General features: G+C 42.5%; 12 protein-coding genes. 4 read left to right on the forward strand and 8 right to left on the reverse strand.

The genetic code is table 11. The annotated features are described in order from the left end of the window. Window positions 1–8: 8 nt before the first annotated feature. Together recJ and ADP71_RS12390 are read right to left on the reverse strand one after the other, a co-directional pair. The gene (recJ, locus tag ADP71_RS12385) at window positions 9–1,703 is read right to left on the reverse strand and encodes a single-stranded-DNA-specific exonuclease RecJ (protein WP_019959231.1); all 1,695 of its coding nucleotides are present in this window, start codon (window positions 1,701–1,703) and stop codon (window positions 9–11) included. Then, the gene (locus ADP71_RS12390) at window positions 1,700–2,725 is read right to left on the reverse strand and encodes a hypothetical protein (RefSeq protein WP_019959232.1); all 1,026 of its coding nucleotides are present in this window, start codon (window positions 2,723–2,725) and stop codon (window positions 1,700–1,702) included. Before ADP71_RS12390 ends, recJ begins: the two co-directional genes overlap by 4 nt. A gap of 319 nt (window positions 2,726–3,044) precedes the next feature. Here ADP71_RS12390 and ADP71_RS12395 point away from each other — a divergent pair, with 319 nt between their 5' ends. Together ADP71_RS12395 and ADP71_RS12400 are read left to right on the forward strand one after the other, a co-directional pair. After that, window positions 3,045–4,331, forward strand: a complete 1,287-nt coding sequence (locus ADP71_RS12395; RefSeq protein ID WP_026353675.1) for a M23 family metallopeptidase — start codon at window positions 3,045–3,047, stop codon at window positions 4,329–4,331. Between the two features lie 167 nt (window positions 4,332–4,498). After that, window positions 4,499–5,125 carry a hypothetical protein gene (locus ADP71_RS12400; RefSeq protein ID WP_171461189.1) on the forward strand — a complete coding sequence of 209 codons (627 nt, stop codon included), beginning with the start codon at window positions 4,499–4,501 and terminating at the stop codon, window positions 5,123–5,125. A 64-nt stretch (window positions 5,126–5,189) separates the two neighbouring features. Here the strand turns inward: ADP71_RS12400 and ADP71_RS12405 are convergent, their stop codons facing one another. Next, window positions 5,190–5,975 carry a hypothetical protein gene (locus ADP71_RS12405; protein WP_019959235.1) on the reverse strand — a complete coding sequence of 262 codons (786 nt, stop codon included), beginning with the start codon at window positions 5,973–5,975 and terminating at the stop codon, window positions 5,190–5,192. Between the two features lie 184 nt (window positions 5,976–6,159). Between ADP71_RS12405 and ADP71_RS12410 the strand changes: the two genes are divergently transcribed. Beyond that, complete coding sequence (locus tag ADP71_RS12410; protein WP_171461190.1) at window positions 6,160–8,457, forward strand: Tex family protein; 2,298 nt, start codon at window positions 6,160–6,162, stop codon at window positions 8,455–8,457. Between the two features lie 57 nt (window positions 8,458–8,514). Here the strand turns inward: ADP71_RS12410 and ADP71_RS12415 are convergent, their stop codons facing one another. The 5 genes from ADP71_RS12415 to ADP71_RS12435 form a co-directional block, all read right to left on the reverse strand. Beyond that, window positions 8,515–9,042 (reverse strand): GTP-binding protein, encoded by a 528-nt coding sequence (locus tag ADP71_RS12415; RefSeq protein ID WP_019959237.1) that lies wholly within the window; start codon window positions 9,040–9,042, stop codon window positions 8,515–8,517. Window positions 9,043–9,111: 69 nt separating this feature from the next. Then, a complete protein-coding gene (locus ADP71_RS12420; protein WP_104932318.1) occupies window positions 9,112–9,999 on the reverse strand; it encodes a transporter substrate-binding domain-containing protein in 888 nt (295 codons plus the stop codon). A gap of 41 nt (window positions 10,000–10,040) precedes the next feature. Next, complete coding sequence (locus ADP71_RS12425) at window positions 10,041–10,490, reverse strand: chemotaxis protein CheX (RefSeq protein ID WP_019959239.1); 450 nt, start codon at window positions 10,488–10,490, stop codon at window positions 10,041–10,043. Between the two features lie 3 nt (window positions 10,491–10,493). Beyond that, window positions 10,494–10,859, reverse strand: coding sequence for a response regulator (locus ADP71_RS12430; RefSeq protein WP_019959240.1), 366 nt, complete (start codon window positions 10,857–10,859; stop codon window positions 10,494–10,496). A 24-nt stretch (window positions 10,860–10,883) separates the two neighbouring features. After that, complete coding sequence (locus tag ADP71_RS12435; protein ID WP_171461191.1) at window positions 10,884–13,001, reverse strand: ATP-binding protein; 2,118 nt, start codon at window positions 12,999–13,001, stop codon at window positions 10,884–10,886. A gap of 878 nt (window positions 13,002–13,879) precedes the next feature. Here ADP71_RS12435 and ADP71_RS12440 point away from each other — a divergent pair. Then, window positions 13,880–16,705, forward strand: coding sequence for a hypothetical protein (locus ADP71_RS12440; protein ID WP_019959242.1), 2,826 nt, complete (start codon window positions 13,880–13,882; stop codon window positions 16,703–16,705). The last annotated feature ends 28 nt before the right edge of the window (window positions 16,706–16,733 follow it).

A 16,733-nucleotide genomic window follows, 5' to 3' on the forward strand; every position in this document is an offset into this window, starting at 1 on the left:
AAAGGTTTTCAGGCCGCTTCCCAATATTCACTGTGCAATTGCAAGATGTGTTGCCCACGCCATTGATTGTCTACCAAACGATAGACCAAATGAATGGTAGCGGGCAAGTCTTCTTCGCAGCGGAAAAACATGGTTTCGACCACTTGCCCATCTTGGCTTTTCAGTTCAGCTTTTTTATGTCCCACACCAATCGCTCTTTGTGATTGAACACTGAAAATACCTTCAAAAATCGGTGCTGCAAAACCTTGTCCCCAAATGACTTGGTTCAAGTCTTGTGCCGATTGCAAATTCAATTGGTGGCGGTTTAAAACCCCATCGGTCAAAAAAGTTTGGGTCAAGTCTGCCAATGTGATGAGTTCACGCACCGCTGCTTCAAAAGCGTCCTGAAAGGCAGCGAGATTTTCAGCGGGCAAGCTTAATCCTGCTGCCATCGCATGACCACCAAATTGAGCAATTAAATTGGGGTGGCGTTTGGAAATGAAATCCAGCGTATCCCGCAAATGCAAAGCAGGAATCGAGCGCCCTGAACCACGCAATTGTCCATTGTCGCCCGGTGCAAAGACAAAAGTAGGGCGGTGATAGCGTTCACGCAACCGACTTGCCACAATCCCAACCACGCCTTGATGCCAATCATCACGGAAAGCGGTGACTGTCATTTGAGTGTCTTGTACTTGAAACTCAGGCAGATTCAAAGCTTCTTTGAGCATGGATTGTTCGATGTTGCGGCGTTCACGGTTTAAAGAATCCAATTCTGCCGCCAAGTTTTGTGCCTCTTGCATAGATTCGGCCAGCAAACAACGTATGCCCACGCTCATGTCGCCCAAGCGTCCTGCCGCGTTGATGCGAGGACCTATGGCAAAGCCCAAATCAAAAGGTTCTGCTTTATGGATATCACGTTTGGCCACTTCAAACAAAGCTTGTATGCCTAAAGCAGCTTTGCCGCCACGAATGCGTTTTAAGCCTTGCGCGACCAAAATGCGATTATTGTGATCGAGTTTGACCACATCGGCGACAGTGCCAAGCGCGACGTAATCCAGCAATAGCGCTAAATTCGGTGGCGTTTGTGTGTCATAACGACCCAATTGTTTGTAATGTGCACGCAAAGCCAACAAGACATAAAACATCACGCCACAGCCAGCCAAGCTTTTGCTGCTAAAGCCACATTCAGGCTGGTTTGGATTGACAATAGTGCAATCGGGTAACTCATCACCAGGCAAATGGTGGTCGGTGACCAAAACTTCTATGCCTAAATTTTTGGCATGGGCGACACCTGCGCTGCTAGCGATGCCATTGTCGACCGTAATAATCACTTGTGCGCCTGCGGCATGTGCCAAATCGACCAACAGTGGCGTGAGTCCATAACCATGTTCAAAACGATTGGGTACCAAAAAATCGATTTTAGCGCCAAACCAGTGCAAACCTTTCATACCCACGGCACAAGCGGTCGCACCATCGGCATCATAATCGGCAATGATGAGCAAACGTTTGCCTTCATCAATGTATTGCGCCAATTGTGCTGCGGCTTGGTGGATGGATTTCAAATCTCGAAAATGCAATAAATGGCTTAAAGCATTGTCCGTTTCGCTCAAATCTTTCAGGCCGCGTGAGGCGTAGAGTTTGGCTAATAATGGATTGATTCCTGCATTTTGCAATTGTTGTTGTATGGCGCTGTCGGGCTCTCGAGCCAAGATATGTGGTTTCATTCGGTATCAGACGCTTGCAAATAATGGTTGAAATGGTGACCACGTTTCCAAAATGCCCAACGTTGTTTGGTTTGGAAATGCAAATCAAAGCCTGTTTCACCATCGGTTTTAATGGTCAAAGATTGTAGTTCACCGCGTTTTAATGCTTGCTGAATGGGCTGTAAAAAGCGTTCATTCAAAGCTTGAAATGCATCTTGATAGCCCCAAATGTCGCCAAACATGCTCGGTGCTTCCAATGGATTGAGCCACAAAATGGCTTGTTCAGGGCGACCTTGTTCTTGTAGCCAAGCTGCGGCAGCTGACCAATCATAAGGCGCATCGGTTTGAGTGTTGGCAGATTGTTGTAATAAAGGTGCATCGGTCAATAAAGGAATATTGGCATCCAAAGGTGTATCGCTGGCCAAGTCACGCCAAAACCAAATGCCGTTGATTTCTGCTTGCTTATTGGAACGGCGTTGCTGGTTGACAGGATGTTGGCTTAAAAACATTTGCAGTTCAGCTTGCAAGGTTTGTAATTTGGCACTGGCTTTGCGATTATCACTTTGTGGGCGCGGCATGAATTTTAGCTGACCTTCGATGTCACATACTGGCGGCAAATGCCATTCGATGGCTGCGCTGCTGGTAACCAACCATAGATATTCACGCTGGGGAACAAAGTGAAACAGGTCATCGTCCATAAAAGCGTTGATGTCTTGGCACATGGCTTGCGCTTCAGACATCGTGAGATTGAGATTGCTACCATCGCTCACGCTCATGCTGTGCATGTCTACCCGTTGTAATACTGGGCTGGCAAAAAAGACATGAGGTGCATCTGCCAAACCTGCTTGCTGTTGGCAATGTTGGAGTAAACTGGTATAGCTTTGTATTTGGCGGTACAAATCACTGCGTTCACGTTGACACGGCTGTATGTTGCCAAAACGCAACCACTCATCTATGGCTTGTGTAGGCAAGTTTTTTGGGACTTGTCCAGTGGCGGCAGCGTGTGGCCAAATCAATCCAGGTAGACACAAGGTCAAATGCATGGCGCAGTCATCTTAATGAGTAAAAAATATATTTTAACCTATCGTGGGCATAGACGATATGGTGGCTTGGTGTTCTGCCCAATGTTGATTTGGAGCATAGACTCTTTAAATTTAACTATAAGTATATTGATTGTAAAAGATTAATTTTCGCTGCATAATTGTAAAGTGATGGAAAGTTATTAGGTGTTGTATATGGGTCGCACTTATAATCCGTATCGATATTAATGAATCAATCTAAATTTGCGCCACGAATCCACTTGATTTGTTTGGCGCAATTGTATTTTTTGATTGAAAGCAATAAGTGAAATAAGGAATCAATTTGAATTCAGCTAAAAGAACCAAACGATGGATGCTCATTCCTATGGTCGTGGCTTTATTGGGTTCAGTAACAGCATTTGCTGTCGGTGATGCGCAAGAAGCACAGCGTCCTGACATGACGCGAGTGATTGAGCGTTTGAGTAAACCTGTTTTACAGCATGCACCCATTAAAGAAGTTTATTGGCGCGAAGAACAAGTGAATGAAGGCGAGAATTTCACGACCTTCTTAAATCGTTTGGGTGTGAGCAATAAGGAAGTGCAAAATTTATTGGCACAAAAAAGCTTTAGTCCAGAGCTTGTGCGTTTGCGTGCGCATCAAATGGTGAGCATACAAGGTGACAATGATGGCGGCTTGAATGCCATTCAGTTTTTCAGTGATGATGAAGACGGTGAAAAAACCTTATTGGCTTTGGAAAAAGTCGATAATCAGTGGCAAGCTTCTGCTACTGAAGTGGATACGGTGACGATGCCGACTTTGCGTGCTGTCAATGTGGTGACTTCCGCGCGTGGTGCTTTGGCACAGGCAAAAGTGCCTGTGGAAATTCGCGAAGCCATCAGTGAAATGTTTGGCGATAAATTTGTCTTGGATGATTTGAAAGAAGGCGATACGGTACGAGTATTGTACGAAAGCCATTATTTCCGTGGTCAAGAAATTTCAGCGGGCAATATTTTGGCAGTCGAAGTGGGCAAAGATGGTCGCTTGTTCCAAGCTTATTATTTTGACCATGGCGATAACACCGGTGCGTATTACGACCATCGTGGTAAATCCATTACCAAAGGTTTTGAGAACAAACCGATTCAAACTGCTGCGCGTGTGAGTTCTGCTTTTGGGATGCGTTTTCACCCGATTTTGAAGACGTATCGCATGCACACAGGTATGGATTATGCTGTGCCAACGGGTACGCCAATTGTGGCACCTTCTGATGGCGTGGTGTCATTTGTTGGTACCAAAGGTGGTTATGGTCAAACTGTGATGCTCAGTCATCGCAAAGGCATGGAAACTTTGTATGCGCACATGAGTAAGTTTGAGCCGGGCATTAGCAATGGTAAAAGCGTGAAAGCAGGTCAAGTGATTGGTTATGTGGGTACGACAGGTCGCTCGACAGGGCCGCATTTGCATTATGAAGTGCGTATTAATGGTCAGATGGTCGATCCATCGACGGTAGCCTTGCCTGTGCGGACGTTGAGCAATTCTGAATTGGCTGCGTTTAAAGGTCGTGTGAATTCGGCAGAAGAGAAGATTGCGACCATTCGTGGTTTGCCTGTGATGGTAGCGCAATTGCATTGATGGTCTGTATTGTCTCAAACAAGCGTCCTGTAAAGTTTTACAGGACGCTTGTTTTGTTATGGCATCGATATTTTAAGTTTTTTAACTTTAATTCTAATGTCATTAACAATGAAAGCGGTTAAGATACGCAGGTCTGTCAGACACCATTTAGATATAAGGATTGACCAATGAAAATGATGAAAACCTCTTTATTGGGTTTGACTGCGGCTGCTGTTTTGGGTGTTTCAAGTATGGTTGTGGCAGCGCCGATGCACCACGCTAATGAACAACACCAAGCCAAACGCGCGGCTTTGACGGATGCGCAAAAAGCGGAAATGACCAAAAAACACATTGAACGCCGTTATGCCAATTTGAAATTGAGCCAAGCACAAATTGGTAAAATCGAAGCGATTGAAAAGCAATACCGTGAAGACATGAAAAACGTGCCACAAACACGTGATTTGAAAAAAGACGCTTTGCAAAATCGTTTGGGTCAATTGCGTGAGCAGCGTTCTAGCGTGTTGCAAAACAAAAATTTCAACACCGAACAAGCACAAAAATTAATCCAAGAGCAGCAAGAAGTGCGTCAACAATTGGGCAGTTTGCGTGAACAAGAAATGGCACGCCACCAAATCAAACAATTGCAAAAAGAACATGCTATTTTCCAAGTTTTGGACAAAAAACAGCAACAAACGTATTTAGAACAAGCTAAAAAACCAGTGCCTATGCAACACATGAATGGTAAAAAAGGTCATAAAGGCAAGCATCATGATGGCAAACCGCACCATCTTAAGCCTGTGATTGAAAAAAAGTAATAGATGAATACATGTAAAACCACGCTGAGGCGTGGTTTTTTGTGGCTTGTTTGTGCCGTAGATATCAATGGGGTATTAACATGCCTTCTTCATGTAAAACTTCCACTTCATTTTTAAATACCGTCAACAAGATGTCGGCGGAAGATTCACCCATTCTGTTGCGATATACTTCATACATATAAGGGCCGCTTTCAAAGCGCACGATTTCATTGCGAGCAGTACCTTCTACTTCAAAATCGGTGCTTTTTAGCAGCAAATCGGGTTTGCTCGATTGGTTTTGGCTTTTTTTCCATGAAGCATAACGGTAGGTTTGGGCATCTAATTGGTCTATGCGTACCAAATAGTTTGGCGTTTGGAACAAATAAATAGGCTCTTGGAATGTTTTTAATGATGCGTGTAATTTGTTTTTTTGTTGCTGCAAGAGTTGTTGACGCCATTTTTTTTCAGCGGCACTGCTGTGATTGACGGCAATGATTTTCAAATTTTTTCCTGTGCTGTCATTGTCATCATCCCGCAGCCACACATCATTTTGTGTTTGGTTATTGCTCAACGAAATACCACGCCAGCCGTATTGATCCCAATCGTTGATGTGGGAATTGGCAATGTTTTGTGTCAGTTTGGCATCAAAGACTTGGTTAAAACGCTGCTTCATTTCTTGAGCATTTTGAATGGCAGGTAACGGCAATTCACGTTCGAGAGGATAATCCACCAGTTTTACGATGGCATTGACATCATTGTTTTTGAAATGTTGGATGAATTGTTGTACCGCTATTTTTTGTTCAGAGCTTAAGTCGTTGGCATATGCGTTTAAGCTGCACAAGCCCAAACAAGCAATCAATAAGGTTCGCATGAAAATGGGTTTCCTTGGTCAAATAAATATGAGGTTTGATGACAAGATAAAATGATTGGCATGGTTTTGAGGCGTCCTGTAAAACGTTTACAGGACGCTTTGTTGTCAATCATACAGCTTGTGTAATGACAAAACCATCAAACTTATTTAAGCTCAAGCATCTGTTTGGAGACATTGGTAAACCATGAATATTACCCAAATTTTGGCCACTGAGTTGGCAGCAAAAGCACATCAAGTCGACGCGGCTGTGGGCTTGTTGGATGAAGGCGCGACAGTGCCATTTATTGCGCGTTATCGCAAAGAAGTGACAGGCGGTTTGGATGACACGCAATTGCGTTTGCTTGCTGAGCGTTTGCAATATTTGCGTGAATTGCTAGAGCGAAAGGCGACGATACTCAAAAGCATCAACGAGCAAGGCAAATTGACGGATGCATTGCAAGCGCAGATTGAGACGATAGACAACAAAACCGAATTGGAAGATGTGTATTTGCCTTACAAGCCCAAGCGTCGCACCAAGGCGCAAATCGCGCGCGAGGCAGGTTTAGAGGCTTTGGCGCAGACTTTGTGGCAGCGTCCTGAAACCGATTTGGATACGGAAGCGGCAAAATATTTCAATGCCGAACATCATATTCAAGATGTCAAAGTGGCTTTGGATGGTGCGCGCGCGATTTTGATGGAGCAGTTTGCTGAAGATGCGGTATTACTAGGACGTTTGCGTGAACGTTTGTGGCAAGTGGGCGAGATACGCAGTGAGGTGATGGCTGGACAAGAACAAAAAGGTGAAAAGTTTCAAGACTATTTCCAGCATCAAGAACCTTTGCGCAGTTTGCCATCGCACCGCAGTTTGGCTTTGTTGCGCGGCCGCAATGAAGGCATCCTGAATGTCAAAATTGTGTACCAAGCCGATGACACGCCAATTACCGAAGCCAGTGAATTTGAAAACCAAATCGCTGCATATTATGGGATTGCAGACCAGCAGCGTGCGGCAGACAAATGGCTCAAAGACACGGTGCGTTTGACTTGGCGGGCGAAATTGTTTTTGTCTTTGGAGTTAGAAGCCATTCATCGTATCAAAACCGAAGGCGATGTGGCGGCGATTACTGTGTTTGCACGCAATTTGAAAGATTTGTTGCTCGCAGCTCCGGCAGGGCGCTTGGTGACTTTGGGTTTGGATCCGGGCATTCGTACAGGCGTGAAAGTCGCTGTGGTGGATGACACCGGCAAATTGTTGGCAACCGATACGGTGTATCCGTTTCAGCCGCGCAATGACAAAAACGGTGCTTTGGCGACTTTGGCACGTTTGATCAAACAATACCAAGTCAAATTGATTGCCATTGGCAATGGTACGGCCAGCCGTGAAACTGACCAATTGGCGGCAGAGTTGATTAAAGCCTTGGGCGATGCGAGTGTGCACAAATTGGTGGTATCGGAAGCGGGCGCTTCAGTGTATTCGGCATCTGAATTGGCAGCAAAAGAATTTCCTGATTTGGACGTGTCTTTGCGTGGAGCGGTATCGATTGCGCGCCGTTTGCAAGACCCATTGGCAGAGTTGGTGAAAATCGACCCTAAATCCATAGGCGTGGGGCAATATCAGCATGATGTCAATCAAGTGCAATTGGCGCGCAGTTTGGATGCGGTGGTGGAAGATTGTGTGAATGCAGTGGGTGTGGATGTGAATATGGCTTCTGCGCCCTTGCTCGCGCGGGTATCGGGTTTGAATCAGACTTTGGCGCAAAATATTGTCGCTTATCGTGATGAAAATGGCGCATTTAAAAATCGCAAACAATTGAAAAAAGTACCGCGTTTAGGCGACAAAACATTTGAGCAAGCGGCAGGATTTTTGCGTATTCAAGGTGGAACTGAGCCTTTGGATGCCTCGTCTGTGCATCCTGAAGCTTATCCGATTGTGGCGAAAATGTTGTTGGATGCCAAAACCGATGCTAAGAATTTAATTGGCAATATAAGCGTCCTGAAAAATTTACAGGCCACTCGTTACACGGATGCACAATTTGGCTTGCCAACTGTGTTGGATATTTTGAGTGAATTGGAAAAACCGGGTCGAGATCCGCGTGGTGAATTCAAAACCGCTATATTTGCCGAAGGCGTGGACGACATCAAGCATTTGGTTGTCGGCAGTATCATGGAAGGCGTGGTGACGAATGTGGCGGCATTTGGTGCATTTGTTGACATTGGCGTACATCAAGATGGTTTGGTTCATATCTCAGCTTTGGCCAATCAATATGTCTCTGACCCTCATACGGTGGTGAAGGCAGGGCAGGTAGTAAAAGTCAAAGTATTGAGTGTGGATGTGGCGCGCAAGCGTATTGCGTTGACGATGCGTTTGGAGGATGAGGTGGGTGGTGCGGTATCTGAGCGTTCCAATCGCAACATGAATCAGCCAAATCGCCAACAAAAGCGTCCTGAAAAAGAAGTGGTTTCTGATGGTGCTATGGCCGCAGCTTTTGCTAAACTGAAGCGCTAATATTCAATAACGTCCGTCAAAACAGTGTAGTGATACACTGTTTTGATAGATGTCATCTTAGATAGCAAACAACAAAGACATAATCAAACGGCGTACATCTTTGCCTTCACGCACATCAACCAATAATACCGGAATATTAGGACGAAATTCGTCCGTGACTTGTTTGAAATCTGCTGCAGCAATATGTGGATTGGTTTTGTCGATGTGGTTAACACCAATGACCAAGGGTGTGCGGTCTTCTACAATCAGCTTTTTAAAAGCTTCCATATAAAAACGCAAATCGCCTAAAGGATCAGGCGCACGCGCATTGACTAAAATAGCCAAGCCCATGCTGCCACGACTGAGAATTTCCCACATGAAGTCAAAACGGTGTTGGCCAGGTGTGCCATACATGTGAACTTTGGTTTCTTCATCCAAAACCACTGAGCCATAATCCATGGCTACAGTGGTTTGGTTTTTCATGCTTGCGACATCGTCAGATGGACGGACTTCTGTTAACACAGGATCATGATCACTGAATGCTTTAATTAGCGTCGTTTTCCCTGATCCTACAGGGCCGGTAAAAATGATTTTGTGCTCAAACATGGTCTGCCACCTGTACATCCTGCTTTGCGTTCATGGATATTCGGAAAATAGTAAGGTGGTAGTCTACCATTAACCGTTAGCCCAAGGTAAAAAGTCTTTAGGAACAGGTTTGTGAAACCATTTAAAGTAAATACGATCGTAAATGCCTTCTTCGTGAATTTGCTTTAAGCCAGCATTGAGCTTGTCTCTGAGCTCGTAATTGCCTTTTTTCACAGCAATACCAAAATATTGGGTCGGCGCATCAGGTAAAGTCAAACGCTTGGTTGGCACCTCAGGATAGCTTAAAGCATAATAATCCATGACTGGTCCATCTCCAATGACTGCTTCAGAAGAATCGGCAAACATGGCTTTTAGGGCAATAAATTGGCTATCTGATGGAATCACATTGTTTTCGGTGACACCTAATTGCATGATATTGGTTTGTTGAGCAGAACCTTTTAAGGTAGAAACCTTACTTTTATTGGCCACTAAATCCTCAAAACTGTGGATTTTATCATTGGTGGTTTTAACCAATAATACGTCTTGCAGTGCGAAATAAGGTTGTGAGAATTGATAAACCTCTTCACGCTCTGGCGTCAAGTTGACTGATGAGATGATGATGTCTCGCTCGCCTGTATTCAAAGTATGTAAGATGCCATCCCAAGGATGGGTCAAAACATTGATATGGAATTTTTGGCGCGCAGCAATGGCATAAATAATGTCCATGTCAAAGCCAATAGATTGACCATATTCATCGCGAAACTCCATTGGTGCATAAGAACCCATGGTGCCGACCAAATACGTTGGCGCATTTTCTGGCAAATTGGTGTCCATGTATTCAGATGGCTTTGGAATTTCTTGGATTTCTACCGCTTCAGCGGTTGCGTCACCAGCTTTTGTGGGTTGTTGGCATGCGCTTAAGAGCATGACAGAAACAGCCAAACCAAGAAATGCCCGTACAGGTCGACGAACAAGCATGATTTTCTCCTAACAATATGCGGATTCAGTGGAGCAGTTCATTATTTACGCAAACAAATAACGATGGCCGCATGGTGTTTGCGCCATTCCAATGGAATGACAAATGAGCGATCTTTGCGTGGTAACAAAATTTCATCAGGTGCGCCACAAATGACAATTGGCACTGAAATATTGAACTCTTCACCAAACTCACTGCGCGAGTTGCCCGCAATGGTATTGGCCACTTCGCCGACTAAATCTGTCATGTTTTCTTCAGACAAATCTGGTTCTTGAATGCTTTCTAAAATATGAGCCAGCAAGATGCGTGGTGCTGTGAAATACACAATACCCGTGTTATTGCCTGAAATGGCAATGATGCCTGTGTAGTCATGCGCAGCCGGCATTTTGTTTTCAACCAAATAAGGCGTACCGATGATGATTTCTTCTTTATCGATTTGGCTGAAATAATGCTGAGCGCCTGCGATGAATACTTTTAATTTGTCTTCTTTCATATTTTAATCCTGAACCAATTCATTCAGAGCTTCCATCAGCTCGTCTTCTGTAAACGGTTTGCAAATGAAACCGCAAGCCCCTAATTCCAATGCCTTGATACCGGTAGCTTTGTCTGATAAGGCTGAAATAACCAAAATCAATGTGTCCGGTGCTAAATTAATAATGTTGCGTATGCACTCTAAACCATCCATTTCAGGCATGGTTAAGTCCATGGTAATCACTTCTGGAAGGTGTTTCTTAAATTCTTCTAATGCTTCTAAGCCGTTGCTAGCGGTTGCTACCAAGTCAAATTGTGAAGCATTGAATCCCCTTTTGATGCGATTGCGAATGATGTTGGAATCATCCACGACCATGAGTTTATATGCCATATTTATGAACCTTTTTCTTCGAATTTATAATGGGAAGGTGAAACTAAAGCGTGTAAATTGACCCGGCTGCGAATGGATGCCAATTTTGCCACCTAATTTTTGTACACGATCTTTCACCACATCTAAGCCTACGCCACGACCTGCATCATCGTCAGCTTGGTTGTACGTCGAGAAGCCAGGAGTGAATAACAGTCCCAATAGTTTGCGATTTTCCCAAGATTCCATTTCTTTTTCAGAGTACAGGCCGCTGCTGATGGCTTTGGCTTTGATGGCGTCATAGTTGATGCCTTGGCCATCGTCTTCAATGGTTAATTGAACTTGGTTTGAATCCACATGCAATTTGATTTGTACGTGACCTGTTTGATTTTTTTGACGGGTCAAGCGTATGCTTGGACTTTCAATACCATGCACAACGGCATTGCGTAACACTTGAATGGCAATGTCACGAATCGCTTCGTCCAAACTGGTTTTAGGCGTTGCATCTTCTAAACTTTGTGTGGTCAATTTCACTTGTTTGAATTGGCGTTTGGCCAAATCTTGAGCAAATTGCTGCAAGTTTTGAGTAAAGGCAAATAATGGTGCTGTGGTTTTGTTGATGTTTTCTGGAACATTCACTTGAACCGTACCGTCGGCTTGGCTGCTGCTAATGCGTTTGTTCAATTGGTCAATAATTTGAGTCAATTTGATCAACTCATCCAAAGAGACTGCCAATGGTAAGAAATCGTCACCTGACAAAGATGGTTCTTTTTGCAAGCTGGTTACTTTGTCTTCAAAAGCATTGCTGGCATTGGCAAATGCATACAGACCCAAGCTACTAGAAATACCTTTTAAGTTGTGGGCTTCACGGAAGATTTTTTGCAATTTTTGTTGCAATTCGCTTTGTGACGTACCACTGCCTTTCAAAATCTCATTGATGGTATCTGTGTGTTTGTGAACCGCACTAATAAAGTCGGTAATCAAAGCTGCATCGGTATTTAAGATGGTCGTCAACATGTCGATTTGCAAATCGTTGTGTTCACGTTCTTGTAATAGACGTTGCTCCAATTTCACGGTATCGGTAATGTCAGATACGTTGACCAATACGCGAATAATGTCTTTGCCACTGTAAACTCGAGAGAACTTGAAGTCCAAAAAGCGAGTACGTTGATAACCAGATAAGTCATCTACTGTTGTTTCAATACGTGCCAAAGGATTCAAGTCGGCAATCAAACGTTCTTTTACTTTTGGATTGTACAGCTGTTTAATAAAGCCTTGTGTGGTATCCATGTCATCGTCTGAAATCATGGTAGTCAAAATTTCAGAGAAGTTTTTACCACCAATATCGCGGTGACCAATAATCTGTTCCAACTCTTTAGAATATTGTTGACCGATGTTTAAGTCATTATCCAACAAGAACAAACCTGTTTTTACCGTATCTAAAATCTCGGTTGTTTCTCGACGTGCTTCATTGGCCTCGGCATCGGAAGTGGTCAATCGGCGTACGAAGTAGAACATAAATACGACAAAGTAAATAACGGCCAAACTAATTGCGGTAATTTGTAAGTAGCGCAAATACGTTGCTTGTTGCAAAGAGGCTTGGCTCAATTCATTCAAAATACTGTTAGTGTGGTTGTAGATACTGACACTTGAACCCTGCGTTGAGTCGACTACTTGATCTAGAATCAAAGCTGGTGTGTTGATGTCATTGGCTACTTTTAAGTAGCCATCTAATTTGGTATTTAATGAATGCCATTGTAATTTGATTTGTTCCAAAGAGACTTTTTGGTTGTCTTCCAAGGCATTAATACTGACTTGAGCGCCAAGACTGTCTTCAATCACGCCACCTTGGTCAAAAGCACTGACAATTTTATTGAATCGGTCTTTATTAAGTGTTAACTGACTCAAGGTATATTGAATATGTGGGCTTCGGATATCTTCCGATTGACTCAGTTTTAAGTCATACAAGTCACGAGATATGGTTTGAGTCAGACCTCGCAATTGTTGAGCGGCTGCTACTTGCGTGCTATTGCGTTCAACCAAAAAGATGGTGTAAATGTTGAACGTCAATACGGCAATTACCAATACCAAGAACAATACAATGGATTGGATCAGGCCACGGTAACGGGAGAACGTGGAGTTTTTAAGTTCTAATTGCTTGGCCATAAATGGGGTAACCTCGCTTGTCCTTATTGCTGGCTAAAAAACACCTTGAAGAGCTCAAAATCGGATATTTAAATCAATGACCAAATAATATATTGCTGGAGCGATTATAAAGAGCTAACTGGGTGTTTAAACTCAAATCAAAATGATATTGCGTAATGCTAGTGTAATTTAAAATCTTAAAATAACACTCTTTTGCGTCAGACGGCTATGAGTGATAGTGATGATAAGGCGTTTGGTTTTTTGTGAAAATATGTAGCAATTTTATGCTTTAATTAATTATATTTTCATAACTATATGCTTAGTATTGCCTGAGTAGCCGTTTTTATTAAAAAAATGAGACCTTTGTATTTTAAAGATGAACCCATTTTAAAATAATGCTATGACATTCAGTTGTTTGGAATGATAAACAATAACACGCCATCTTGAAACCTATTTCAGACTAAATTCGTTGATTTAGGTGAAATATAGTTAAGAAATATTTGTTTTCATAAAGAATTTATTTGAATAGAATGGTTAATGGCTGTTATGCACAGGTACTGTGATTGTCAAAGACTATTTGTTAGGGTCAGTATTTGTAGTGTACAAAATCCACTACAATCGATTGAAAGCTATCTTTTAGATGGGTTGAGTGTGTCTGAGATGGTATTTGATGGATGGAAAAATCATTAAAATTAGGTGGGATTTTAGTTTGCTTTAGTAATCTGAAAGTTCATTTTTTTTAAATATATATATTCGCTACAAATCTGGTATTGATTTTGAGGTGGATTCTTATCATATCTTCGTTAGTTGATACCTTTTAAGCAGGGTCATGGATGGTGTGACACACTTTTGAAGTTTAATCATTTAAATCGTTATTTGGCAGTGAGAGAGTATTCAGTATGCAAACGCTCAAATTGGTTGTTAGTTTAGGTGGCTTGTCTGTTTCGGCGGCTCAAAATTTACAAGTGGCAGACAATCCAATATCGATGATCAATGCGCATGCTTGTAAGGCGATTTTGATTACTGATGAGGTACGTTATCAGCCACCTATTATCAGCCAAGTAAGCGACCTGAAAATCATTGATATACCTAAAATATCTGTAGCAGATACGATATTTGATAGCAAACAATTAAAAATGCGCGGTGCGGCTCGTCGCTTGTTAAGAAAGCATTTTTGGCAACATCAAGCATTATTTTGGTCAAGTTTTGATGCTGAACTGGCGCCGTATTCTGATCAACATGCAGTGAGTGTGGTGTTATTGGTTGATACCACGAATATGTTGGCCAGCAGTATTTGTTGGGATGTTTTGTGTCAAATTCGTCTGCATTATCCTCATATTCGTTGTTATTTGGTTTTTCTCGTTTCTCAAAATCCGCAAAGCCTGAATGAGTTTGAAAAATTGAACGTTGCAGCTTTATTATCTGAATACAATGGTATTGGACAAAAAGCATGGCTTCCCTGCAACTTAGACAGTCAAACGCCTTACGCAGTTGAAAATATACCTTTGTGGGAAGCCAGTTTTCTACATGAATTGCCACACAAAAGTGATGTGGCTTTTGACTATGCGCCGTTGATTGAACAAGTTGTGAGTCTGCCGCAACAAAAACTCGGTATGGATACCTTTGAGCATTTGTTGAAAGAGGACTTTCCTAAACTGAGTGACATTAATAAAAAAGTCATGTTGCCACGGGTCATTAGTTTGTTGAAAGCTTCATTGCAAATGGACATGACTGCTGCACAAAAAATGATGACGCAAACCATACAAGTGCAGTTATTGGGTTTGTTGTTACAGCCTAGTCGAGTTAAAAAAAGTGTTTTACAAACCAATGACGGGTGGTTACAGGCCGGTTGGATATTGGATGAGAAAAGTTTGCTGCTCAATGCTTCTTTAGATGCAGGTTCTAGTGCCAAGCATGAAAGCATTGAAAAAGAGTGGCAAGTCCGTGGTGATTTTTTTGTGCAACAAGTACAAGACATGAAAAAATTATCATGGAAAGAGAAAGCCGATGAGTTGTATGTTTTATTTCAAAAAGCTTATGACAAATATTTTAGGGAAGCGGGTGTAGAACAATATTACTCTTTGTCGCAGTCGCGCTTAGAGCGATTACTAGAAGCGCAAGGCAAAGTGATTGAGTCTAAAATCTGGAGTCAATGTTTCCATGGTGAATATGACTTAAATCAGCTTGCGATGCAAATTCCCGAAGCATTGTCATATTACATATTGTTACAAGAAAAATTTGAATTGCAACAAAGACGGATGCGTGAAGAGTATTTGATACAGCAGTCTTTGTGGCAAGAAAAGATGGATGCTTGGCAAAACAGTAGCCGTCGTGAACGTGGGCGCATGGAACAAATACCCATGTTAGAACTGGGTGAATTGTTAAAAACACAATATGTTTTGCAATCTCATTATAAGGCATTTTCATTTGCCATTAAGTTGATTGATACCTTGATGCCATGCTACCAAAATATTTTGAATTCGGTGGATGGCATTAAAAAATTGTGGCTTAAACAAGAACAAACACAAAGTGAAGTTTTGTCACAGCTGGAAATAGATTCTCAGAATGTGTGGGTCACTAAGAATTATAAAAATGGTGTGCATCAATATTTGCTACAACCTACCTCTAGTACAGCACAGCACTTATTACGCGAATTTATAGTTGATTTGAATGATTGGGTGCCTGAAATGCAGTCAACTTGGACACGCCGAGTGGGTGAACAAGGAGATTTTACACAGCTTTTCGCATGGATGAAGCAAGGACAATGGTTGACATTGGTGGAACGAATTGCTGCTCAAATCAGTTACCGTTTGTCTATGCAAACGCCGCAATCAGGTGTGAGTCCATTGAGTTTGATGTTTGAGCAACGCTTAACCGATTTAACGCAATTGCAAGTACAGCAATTGAGTAAGCACATTATTGACAGTATGACTCGTGGCTATAAAACCCAATGGGAGCCATTGGGTAAAGTCTTAAGTGAGCATTATCAATCTAGATCTTCGGCAGCAATTTTATGTTCTTTGGATTTGCAAAATCCAGAAGCCCAAACAGTGGTCTTGTGGATGAAAGAAATTGCCAAAAGAGTGAATCCAAATGTCGCGGTGGTGCCTACTGAGGTTGAACAGCAAATTCAAATGGTCATGATGCATACAGGTTATTTGCAAGAGTGGATGGGTTTATACCAATATCAAAGTGTGTATCAGCAACATGTTCAGCATGATGATGTATTGGAATGGATACACATTGATGGATTGGCTGCAAAACTGCGTCATATTAGCTTGCAATTTGGGCAGCGCAATTTGGATTTGGTGCGACAGCAATTGTTATTGGCGAAAATTTCAGGACACTTGGTACGTAAAAATGACGGTTTTGAGTTGTTTGTCAATCTCGCAGGCGGCCTGAAACGACATACGTTTGTGACGGATGATTTGGCTTATTTGACTGAAACCATTCCATTGCGATTGGTTAAAGCTTTGATAGACCAAAACCGTGTTTTGCGTGAAGAAAATGTGCAAGATGAAATCACTGTTTGGAATCAAAAATTAGATGATATTTTGTCTGAAATGAGGGCATTGTATGTGCCTGAGGGCATGGACTTGGCTGATATGGATTGGAAAGATGCGGGCAAATATGTGGTTTGGACCCGATCGGTACAAAACTTGCGCAAATATTGGTTATTGCCACCAGAGTCTATGGACAATACGGCCAATGCTATTTTGAATTGAAGATTCAAATTGATATCTCAAAAATCAA

This window comes from Vitreoscilla sp. C1 (assembly GCF_002951955.2).
In the GTDB taxonomy this organism is placed as follows: domain Bacteria; phylum Pseudomonadota; class Gammaproteobacteria; order Burkholderiales; family Neisseriaceae; genus Vitreoscilla; species Vitreoscilla stercoraria.